Source organism: Herbaspirillum sp. B65, from assembly GCF_000333555.1.
Classification (GTDB): Bacteria; Pseudomonadota; Gammaproteobacteria; order Burkholderiales; family Burkholderiaceae_D; genus Herbaspirillum; species Herbaspirillum rubrisubalbicans.
The window spans coordinates 1-975 of record NZ_BADI01000428.1 but is presented as its reverse complement, the minus strand read 5'-3'; the positions used below and the strand labels follow the sequence as shown (position 1 = coordinate 975).

1 protein-coding gene is annotated in these 975 nt (G+C 58.3%); it reads right to left on the bottom strand.

The annotated features are described in order from the left end of the window. Positions 1 to 818 (bottom strand): lysophospholipid transporter LplT (lplT, locus tag I5W_RS10225; RefSeq protein WP_044529135.1); only part of this gene is annotated, 818 nt, incomplete at its 3' end. Between the last annotated feature and the right edge of the window lie 157 nt (positions 819 to 975).

The following is a 975-nucleotide window of genomic DNA, read 5'->3' as shown; positions in this document are numbered from 1 at the left end:
CCCACGGCGACGATGCCCTGCAGGATGGCGGCCTTGTCCAGCGGCATGTGCAGCGACTTTTCGGCCCATTTCAACACGATGAACTGCAGCGTCGCCCCCGCGCCCCAGAAGAGCGTGGTCACGGCCAGCGAGATCTGGCCCAGCTTGTCCTTCCACAGGGTGGTGAAGCAATTGGCAAAATCGACGATGAGGCGCACGGGATTGCGTTCCTGGTGCTCGTAGCGGGCGCCGGTATCAGGAATGTAGAAGTTGAACAGTGCGGCGATGATGTAGATGCAGGAGATGATGCACAGGGCGGCTTCGGTAGGGGTGTCGATGGGCAGGTCGATCATGGGGAAATCGAAGCTGAGGATCACTGCCGAAATCTTTGGGTTGACCAGTGCGCCACCGAGCACCGTACCCATGATGATGGAGCCCACCGTGAGCCCTTCGATCCAGCCATTGGCCGCGACCAGTTTTTCCGGTGGCAGCAGTTCGGTGAGGATGCCGTACTTGGCCGGTGAGTAGGCTGCCGCGCCAAAGCCCACCACGGCATAGGCCAGCAGCGGGTGTACCGTAAAGAACATGAGGGAACAGCCGGCGATCTTGATCATGTTGGTGACCAGCATGACCTTGCCCTTGGGGAAGGCGTCGGCGAAGGCGCCCACGAAGGCGGCCAGCAGCACATAGGAAAGCACGAAGAACAGCTTCAGCAGCGGGGTCATCCACGCTGGCGAGTGCATTTCGGCAAGTAGGGCGATGGCGGCAATCAGCAGCGCGTTATCGGCGAGCGACGAAAAGAACTGCGCCGCCATGATGGTATAGAAACCGCGATTCATCCCTGTCCAAGATGTATAACAAATGATGTCCGGGTAGCTTTATACCATGAAACCATGTGCACTCCGTCATAAGTCAAACCAGAAAGATGTTCGTCCGGGAAAAATGTCGCTTTGTCCTCGCTGGGCAAAAAAACCCGGGCAAAGCGTTTCAGGCAGG